This window comes from Streptomyces sp. 2131.1 (genome assembly GCF_900105515.1).
Lineage (GTDB): Bacteria > Actinomycetota > Actinomycetes > Streptomycetales > Streptomycetaceae > Streptomyces > Streptomyces drozdowiczii.
Genome location: NZ_FNSY01000001.1, coordinates 6,099,451 through 6,107,772, shown reverse-complemented (window position 1 = coordinate 6,107,772; position 8,322 = coordinate 6,099,451). Strand labels below are relative to the sequence as shown.

Sequence of the window (8,322 nt, the reverse complement as noted above, 5' to 3'; positions counted from 1 at the left end):
CCCCGCACCACCACCTCCCGGCGGCTGAGCACGGGCACGGCCCGACCCCGCACCACCACCCCGAAAGGAAGACCATGTCCGGCAAGAACGAACCGCAGCACCAGGCCGCGGCGGCCGAGTCGGCGACGCCGACCACACCGGAGCCGGAGGTGTCGGTTCCGGAAGCGCCGGCAGCAGCGGCGTCTCCGGAACCGGCGAAGACCGCGGAGCCGGAGCCGGCCACCCCGGAGAGCACGCCCGCACCGGAGGCACCGGACGCGGCGGCCGCGCAGGCGGCTCCGGACACCGAACCGGCGGCCACGGCGGAGGCTCAGGCCGAGGCGGAAGCCGAGCCCGAGGCCCACACTGCAGGCAGCGGCAAGTCCGCGGCCCCCCGGCCCTCCGGCCGTCCGTCCCGGGGCCTGCTGGCCGGTGCGGCCATCGCGGGGGCACTGCTGGTCGGGGTGCCGTTCCTGGTGTCGGGGGCACTGGACAGATCGGGGCCGGGGAGCGGCGGACCGGCGGACCGGGTGGCCGACGCGGGCACGGTGCTGAACGACTCGGGCGACGGCGCGGCACCCGGCGTCTACGGATCGGCCGACCCGGCCCCGTCGTCACCGTCTCCGTCGCCGTCCGCGAGCAAGGGCAAGGAGGCCGACGGGAAGCACAAGCCGAAGACGGACGCCGTGGCGGGGGGCCCGGCGGTGCCGAGGAGCACGCAGAAGGCACCGAAGAACCCGGAGCCGTCGAAGACGCCGCAAAAGCCGAAGAAGAAGACGGCCCCGAAGCCCGCTGTCACCACCACGGTGACCGCTGCGCCGGGCACCACGCTCTTCGGCCACGCCTCCAACCGCTGTATCGAAATGGTGGCCCACAAGGGGGCGGACGGCTCCCCCCTCCAGATCGCCGACTGCACCGGCAAGAACTGGCAGAAATGGGACTTCCGCCCGGACGGCACCATCCGCTCGATGGGCCTCTGCATGGACGTTGCCTGGGGCTCGCACGACAACGGCGCGGTGATCCAGATCGCATGGTGCAGCGGGAACCCGGCCCAGCAGTTCGTGCTGAGCGCCGACCACGACCTGGTCAACCCGCAGGCCAACAAGTGCGTGGACGTGAAGAACGCGCAGACCGGCGGCGGCGCCCGCCTCCAGCTCTGGGACTGCAACGGCCGGGACAACCAGAAGTGGAGCAGGCGTTGAGTGCGCCGACGGGCCTGAGTCCGGGCAGGTAGGCGGCGTACCTCACAGCGTGTCATCCGATCGGACCCGCCCTGGCGGGGAACTGTGGGGTCATGACGACACAGCTCGGACTTCCCGAAGGCATCCAGGCCTGTCTCTTCGATCTCGACGGGGTGGTCACCAAAACGGCGGTGGTACACGCCGCCGCCTGGAAGGCGACCTTCGACGCCTTCCTGCGCGAGCGGGACGGAGCGGACTTCCGCCCCTTCTCCGACTCCGACTACGACGAGTTCGTCGACGGCCGCCCCCGGGCCGACGGCGTCCGCTCCTTCCTCGCCTCCCGGGGCATCGAACTGCCCGAGGGCACCCCCGACGACCCGCCGGACACGCGGAGCGTCAACGGTGTCGGCAACCGCAAGAACGAGCTCCTCCTGGAGAAGATCCGTACCGACGGTGTGGAGCCGTACGAGGGCACGCTGCACTACATCGACGCGGTCCGCGCCGCCGGGCTCGCCACCGCGATCGTCTCGTCCAGCGCCAACACCCGCGACGTACTGCACTCCATCGCCGCCGAGCAGCTGTTCGACGTACGGATCGACGGCGTGGTGGCCCGAGAACGGAAACTGCCGGGCAAACCGCACCCCGACACCTTCCTGGCCGCCGCCCGGGACCTCGGCGTCGAGCCGTCCCGGGCCGCCGTCTTCGAGGACGCGCTGGCCGGCATGGACGCGGGCAGGTCCGGGCATTTCGGCTTCGTCGTCGGCGTCGACCGCGTCGGGCAGACCGACGCGCTGTACGCCCACGGCGCCGACCGTGTCGTCAAGGACCTCGCCGAACTCGGAGGCGGCGCGTGATCACCAACCGGACGTACACCGTGGAGCCCTGGCGCGTGCGCGAGACGGCTCTCGACCTCGATCTCCTGGCGCAGAGCGAATCCGTCTTCGCCCTGTCCAACGGGCATGTCGGCTGGCGCGGCAACCTCGACGAGGGCGAACCGCACGGACTGCCCGGCAGCTACCTCAACGGGGTGTACGAACTGCACCCGCTGCCCTACGCCGAGGCGGGCTACGGCTACCCCGAGTCGGGCCAGACCGTCATCAACGTCACCAACGGCAAGCTGCTGCGGCTGCTCGTCGACGACGAACCCTTCGACCTGCGCTACGGGCGCCTCCGCAAGCACGAGCGCACCCTGGACTTCAGGCGCGGCGTGCTGGAGCGGAGCTGCGAGTGGACCTCCCCGGCCGGTACGACCGTCCGGGTGCGTTCCACCCGTCTCGTCTCCCTCACCCAGCGCGCCATCGCCGCCGTGCAGTACGAGGTGGAGCCCGTCGACAGCCGGACCAGGGTGGTCATCCAGTCGGAGCTGGTCACCAACGAGAGCCTGCCCTCGTCCGACGGCGACCCGCGGACGGCCCAGGCGTTGCAGTCCCCGCTGGAGCCCGAGGAGGACCAGGCCGTCGGGTCGCGGCTGCGCCTGGTGCACCGCACGCGGCGCAGCGGCCTCAGGGTCGCCGTGGCCGCCGACCACGTCGTGGACGCCCCGGGGGACATCACCACCAGCAGCGAGAGCAACACGGACGTCGCGCGTCTGACCATCACCTCCGTCCTGGACCCGGGACAGCGGCTGCGGGTGCAGAAGACCGTCGCCCACGGCTGGTCGGGGGCCCGTTCCCGGCCCGCGATGAGCGATCAGGTCGAGGCCGCGCTGGCTGCCGCCGCGCATGGCGGCTGGGACGAACTGGTGGCCCAGCAGCGGGCCTACCTCGATGACTTCTGGGCCCGTGCCGACGTCGAGGTGCACGGCGACGAGGAGATCCAGCAGGCGGTCCGCTTCGCTCTCTTCCACGTGCTCCAGGCCGGTGCCCGCGCCGAACAACGGGCGATCCCGGCCAAGGGGCTGACCGGTTCCGGGTACGACGGCCACGCCTTCTGGGACACCGAGATGTTCGTGCTGCCCCTCCTCTCCTACACCGAGCCCAGGGCGGTCGCCGAGGCGCTGCGCTGGCGCCAGGGCACCCTGCCCGCCGCCCGGGACCGGGCCACCCAGCTCGGACTGCGCGGTGCCGCGTTCCCGTGGCGGACCATCGACGGCTCGGAGGGCTCCGCGTACTGGCCGGCCGGCACCGCCGCCTTCCACGTGGCCGCCGACATCGCGCACGCCGCGGTGCGCCACGCGGCGGTGACCGGCGACACCGCCTTCGAACGCGAGACCGTCCTGGAACTCCTGGTGGAGACGGCGCGGTTGTGGCGCTCGCTGGGCCATCACGACCCGCACGGTGTGTTCCACATCGACGGCGTCACGGGGCCGGACGAGTACAGCGCCGTCGTGGACGACAACACGTACACCAACCTCATGGCCCGCTCCAACCTCCTCGCCGCGGCCGACGTGTGCGAACGCCACCCGGAGGAGGCGGCCCGGCTGGGTGTGAACGAGGAGGAGAGCGCCGCCTGGCGGGACGCCGCCGAGGCCGTGCACATCCCCTACAACGAGGAGATCGGCGTGCACGAGCAGCACGCCGGCTTCACCCACCACCAGCGCTGGGATTTCGCGAGCACACGTGCCGACCAGTACCCGTTGATGCTGCACTTCCCCTACTTCGACATCTACCGCAAGCAGGTGATCAAGCAGTCCGACCTCGTGCTGGCCATGTACACCTGCGGCACCTGGTTCGACGCCCACTGCGACGAGGAGCAGCTGGCCGCGAACTTCGCCTACTACGAGCCGCTGACCGTACGGGACTCGTCCCTGTCGGCGTGCTGCCAGGCCGTCGTCGCCGCCAGGACCGGGCATCTGCGGCTGGCCTACGACTACACCGCCGAGGCCGCGCTGATGGACCTGGCCGACCTGGAGCACAACACCCGCGACGGACTGCACATCGCCTCGCTGGCCGGTACGTGGATGGCTCTGGTCGCCGGATTCGGCGGCACCCGGCGGGACGGTGACAGCCTGCGCTTCGCGCCCCGGCTGCCCGAGAAGTTCAGCCGCCTTGCCTTCCGGCTCCAGTTCCGCGGCCGGTGCCTCCAGGTGGAGATCGGGCCCGACAAGGCGACGTACTCCCTGCTGATCGGTGAACCGCTGACGATCCACCACCACGGCACGGAGGCGCACGTGAACGGTGAGGAGCCCGTCACCCTCGCGATCTCCCCGCCGGAGCGGCGGCCCACGCCCGAACAGCCACTGCACCGCCGTCCGGGCGACGCCGACCGGCCGGGCCCCGGGCAGGGCTGAGACGGGGGCAATCGGCCGGGCTCCCCGGACAGCCGCACGAGCGGCCCGGGGGCCCGGCCACCCCGGGCCGGGGCGGCTACCGCTTGGCGGCCACGAAGCCCCACTGGTCGACCGGGGCCCCGGTGAGCGGCTCCTCGGGGCGCCAGTGGCTGATCGAGCCGAAGCCCGGCTCGACCAGGTCGAGCCCGTCCGCGAACGACGCGACGATCTCCTTGGGCCGCGAGATGTACGGCATGGCGCCGCCGCTGGCGTACTCGTCGGACGCGGCCCGTGTCTCCGGGGTCTCGATGGTGTCGCACAGCATCAGATGGCTGCCGGCGGGCAGCGCGTCCAGGTAGCCGCGGAGCAGGGCCGCGGCGTCGTCCGCCTCCGCCACGTGCCCCAGCGTCGAGAGCAGCATCACGGCCACCGGGCGGCTGAGGTCCAGGGTGCGGGCGGCCTCGCGCAGGACCGTCTCCGCGTCCGTCAGGTCCGCGTGCACGTAGTCCGTGGCACCCTCGGGCCGGCTCGTCAGCAGGGCCCGGGCGTGGGCGAGGACGATCGGGTCGTTGTCCACGTACACGATGCGTGCCGCCGGATCGACGCCCTGGGCGACCTCGTGGGTGGCGTTGGCCGTCGGCAGGCCGGTGCCGAGGTCCAGGAACTGCCGGACGCCCGCCTCGGCGGCCAGATAGCGCACGGCCCGCGCCTGGAACGCCCGGGAGGCACGCGCTATCTCGATGATCTGGGGGTACAACTCCTCCATCGTGGCCCCGAGGCGGCGGTCCACCTCGTAGTTGTCCTTGCCGCCCAGCCAGTAGTTCCACACGCGCGCCGAATGCGGTGTGCCCGTGTCGATTCCGTCCACCGCCACCTGGTTGCCCTGCCCGTCAGTCATCGGCCCTCTTCACTTCGTACGAAGGTGGCACGTGCGACTCCGTGCCACGCGGGCCCATGTTTCCTCACGGGCCACATCCGCACCAGCCCGAAATGGGGCAACTCCCTTCAGGAGCCCAGGATCTCGGTGATTCCCGTGCGGTAGGAGGTGACGGGAAAATCGGGGAAGCGGGTCGCGAACTTCGTGGTGTCGAAAATGTTGTCGCCGCGATAGCGGGGCAACAGCTCCTGCACTTCGCCGAGTTGGCCGACAAAGCGCCCGCCGATCCGGAAGAGCGCCTCGGGCAGCACCGTGTACCGGAGCCGGCGGCCGGTGACCTCCCCGGCTACCTCGACCATATCGGCGTAGGTGAGGCGGTCCGGGGCGACCGGGAGGTGCCAGGTCTGGCCGTAGGCGTCCGGGGTGTTGCCGATCAGAGCCATGGCGCGACTGGCGTCCGGGGTCCAGATCAGGGAGCGGGCCGTGTGCGCGCCGACGGGTACGAGCGGCCGCTTCCCCGCCTTGATCCGGTCGAAGACGAGCGAGTTGGTGAGGCTCTTGGTCCTGCCCGGCCCGTAGAACTCCGGTGCGCGGCAGATGACGGCCTCGACGGACTTCTCCGCCATCGCGTCCAGCAGCATCGTGGCGATCTGCGCACGCACCCGGCCCTTGCGGCCGTTGGGTTCGAAGCCGGTCGTCTCGGTCTGCGGGGTGGTGGTCCCGGGGTACATGTACGTGTTGTCGAAGAACACGAGCTTGGTGCCGTACTTCGCGCAGGAGTCGATGACGTTGCGCATCATCGCGGGGAACTGCCGCTCCCACAGCGCCGAATCCATCGGCAGGCCCACGGTGAGGTAGGCGACCTCGCTGCCCTCGACGGCGCGGTCGGTGGCCGCGGGGTCCGTCAGGTCGGCCGGGACGAGCTGATCGGTGTCGTGGATCTTGGCGGGCTTGCGGCTGACCAGCCGGATGTCCCGCGTGAAGGTGCGGTACAGCTCACGGGTGAGCTCCTCGCCGATCGGTCCGTTGGCGCCCAGAACTGCGTGCATGTGTTGCGTCACTCTTTCTTGTCTCTTGATGCCGGGGCCCGTCCGGGGCCGCCGGGTGTGCGTTGCGCGGCTGCCGCTAGCCGGTCTTCGACGCCGCTTCGACGTCGGCGACGAGGCGTTCCGCGAGGCGTTCGGACGACGGGGGGTTCTGCCCCGTGTAGAGGCTGCGGTCCACGACGACGTACGGCAGCAGCGGCAGGCGGGCCTTGGAGTACTTCGCTCCGCTCTCCCGGAGCCGGTCCTCCAGCAGCCAGACGGCCTTGCGGCCGAAGCTGTTGAACTTCTCCTCCAGGTTGGACAGGCCTGTCATCCGGTAGCCCTCGAACGGCCACGACCCGTCCGCGTTCTGTGCCGCGAACGCTGCCGCCGGTGCGTGGCACAGCAGCGCGAGCGGCTTGCCGGAGGCGAGCACCCGGGTCAGCAGCGCGCCGGACACGGGGTCGACCGACAGGTCCTCCATCGGGCCGTGTCCGCCGGGGTAGAAGACGAGGTCGAAGTCGTCCGGGTCGATGTCGCTCAGGGAGCGGGGGCTGTTCAGCTCGCCCCGGATGGATTCCAGGTACGCGGCGACCTCGCGGAGCCTGGAGGGCCGCCCGGCGGTCCTGGACATGGAAAGCCGGTCCAGGGTCGGGACCTTCCCTTCCGGGGTCGCGATCGTGATCTCCCAGCCGGCCCGGGAGAAGATCTTGTGCGGCACGGCGAGTTCCTCGCCCCAGAACCCCGACGGATGCACCTCCCCGTCCCGCAACGTCCAGCGGTCTGCCGCAGACACGACGAACAACACCCTGGTCACCACGGGCCTCCTTCTGCCTCTGAATTTCTCTGAATATTCGGCTCAAACGGTGTGATCGGTACGAACCAATCATCTGTCCGGGGTCCGGGCAGCGCCACGGGGCACATCGCGGTCCGGGCCGCTCCAGCCCGGTTGCGGAGGGGCGGAGGGGGGCGAACGATGAGGTTCGGACCGTCGACGCCCACTCGGGGGCTCATGGGCCGCGGTCGGGACAGCCGTACGAGCCGGGCACCCGGTGCCCCTGACAAGGAGCGGACATGACTGACCTTCCTCCTCCGATCACCCCCTATCTGGAACCGGCCGCGAAGGAGCTGTGCGAGGCCACGGACCCGCATCCGCGGATCTACGAGGTCCCTCCGGAGAAGGGCCGCGACATCCTGCTCGGCCTGCAGAGCGACGAATCCGTGCCCCGTCCCGAGGTGGACGAGGAGTGGGTCGACGTCGACGCGGGCGAGTGGGGCACGGTCCGTACCCGGATCATCCGCCCGGCGGGGACCACCGGGCCGCTGCCGGTGCTGTTCTACATCCACGGCGCGGGCTGGGTCTTCGGTGACGACAAGACCCACGACAGGCTCTTCCGTGAACTCGCGGTGGGGGCCGGCGCGGCGGGCGTCTTCCCCGTCTACGACCGGGCCCCGGAGGCCAGGTACCCCACGCAGGTCGAGCAGAACTACGCGGTGGGCCGGTGGGTTCTGGAGCACGGCGCCGAGCACGGGCTCGACACCTCGCGGATCGCCGTGACCGGTGAGTCCGTCGGGGGCTGCATGTCCGCCGTCTTCGCGCTGATGAACAAGGAGCGCGGGGGCATCGATCTGCGGGCCCAGTGCCTGCTGTACCCGGTGGCGGACGCCGACTTCGACACCCCGTCGTACCACCAGTTCGCCGAGGGCTACTACCTCACCCGCGACGGCATGAAGTGGTTCTGGGACGCGTACACCACCGATCCCGCCCAGCGCGCCGAGCACCACGCCTCCCCGCTCCGGGCCTCCCTGGACCAGCTGAAGGGGCTGCCCACCACGCTGGTCATCACCGACGAGGCGGACGTCCTGCGGGACGAGGGCGAGAAGTACGCCAACAAGCTGCGCGAGGCGGGGGTGGACGTCACGTCCGTCCGGGTCGCCGGCATGGTCCACGACTTCCTTCTCCTGGACAGCCTCCGCGACACCCGCGCCGCCAACGTGGCCCGCAAGCTCGCCGTCGACTTCCTCGCCGACGCGCTCAGGAACTGACAGCGC

The 8,322-nt window shown here is 71.1% G+C and carries 7 protein-coding genes; 4 read left to right on the top strand and 3 right to left on the bottom strand.

Translation table 11 applies throughout. The annotated features are described in order from the left end of the window. Positions 1–74 precede the first annotated feature (74 nt). The 3 genes from BLW14_RS27555 (at position 75) to BLW14_RS27545 (ending at position 4,389) form a co-directional block, all read left to right on the top strand. On the top strand, positions 75–1,181 hold the full coding sequence (locus BLW14_RS27555) for an RICIN domain-containing protein (RefSeq protein WP_093709834.1): 1,107 nt from the start codon (positions 75–77) through the stop codon (positions 1,179–1,181). Between the two features lie 92 nt (positions 1,182–1,273). After that, complete coding sequence (locus tag BLW14_RS27550) at positions 1,274–2,014, top strand: beta-phosphoglucomutase family hydrolase (RefSeq protein ID WP_093709833.1); 741 nt, start codon at positions 1,274–1,276, stop codon at positions 2,012–2,014. Further along, entirely contained in the window at positions 2,011–4,389 is a 2,379-nt protein-coding gene (locus BLW14_RS27545; RefSeq protein WP_093709832.1) for a glycoside hydrolase family 65 protein, read from the top strand. Before BLW14_RS27550 ends, BLW14_RS27545 begins: the two co-directional genes overlap by 4 nt. Positions 4,390–4,465: 76 nt before the next feature. On the opposite strand, the gene BLW14_RS27540 is transcribed toward BLW14_RS27545, so the two are convergent. From BLW14_RS27540 to BLW14_RS27530, 3 genes are all read right to left on the bottom strand, one after another. After that, positions 4,466–5,266, bottom strand: coding sequence for an SAM-dependent methyltransferase (locus BLW14_RS27540; RefSeq protein WP_093709831.1), 801 nt, complete (start codon positions 5,264–5,266; stop codon positions 4,466–4,468). 107 nt (positions 5,267–5,373) lie between these two features. Continuing rightward, positions 5,374–6,294: an NAD-dependent epimerase/dehydratase family protein gene (locus BLW14_RS27535; protein ID WP_093709830.1), complete on the bottom strand. Its 921-nt coding sequence runs from the start codon at positions 6,292–6,294 to the stop codon at positions 5,374–5,376. A 76-nt stretch (positions 6,295–6,370) separates the two neighbouring features. After that, a complete protein-coding gene (locus tag BLW14_RS27530) occupies positions 6,371–7,087 on the bottom strand; it encodes a type 1 glutamine amidotransferase domain-containing protein (protein ID WP_093709829.1) in 717 nt (238 codons plus the stop codon). Between the two features lie 257 nt (positions 7,088–7,344). On the opposite strand from BLW14_RS27530, the gene BLW14_RS27525 reads away from it, so the two are divergent. Then, complete coding sequence (locus tag BLW14_RS27525; protein WP_093709828.1) at positions 7,345–8,316, top strand: alpha/beta hydrolase; 972 nt, start codon at positions 7,345–7,347, stop codon at positions 8,314–8,316. Positions 8,317–8,322: the final 6 nt, after the last annotated feature.

Excerpts from the sequence above, each read along its gene's own strand:
- BLW14_RS27555 (WP_093709834.1), top strand. The coding sequence starts at position 75 with ATGTCCGGCAAGAACGAACCGCAGCACCAGGCCGCGGCGGCCGAGTCG.
- BLW14_RS27550 (WP_093709833.1), top strand. The coding sequence starts at position 1,274 with ATGACGACACAGCTCGGACTTCCCGAAGGCATCCAGGCCTGTCTCTTC.
- BLW14_RS27525 (WP_093709828.1), top strand. The coding sequence starts at position 7,345 with ATGACTGACCTTCCTCCTCCGATCACCCCCTATCTGGAACCGGCCGCG.
- BLW14_RS27535 (WP_093709830.1), bottom strand. The coding sequence starts at position 6,294 with ATGCACGCAGTTCTGGGCGCCAACGGACCGATCGGCGAGGAGCTCACC.
- BLW14_RS27540 (WP_093709831.1), bottom strand. The coding sequence starts at position 5,266 with ATGACTGACGGGCAGGGCAACCAGGTGGCGGTGGACGGAATCGACACG.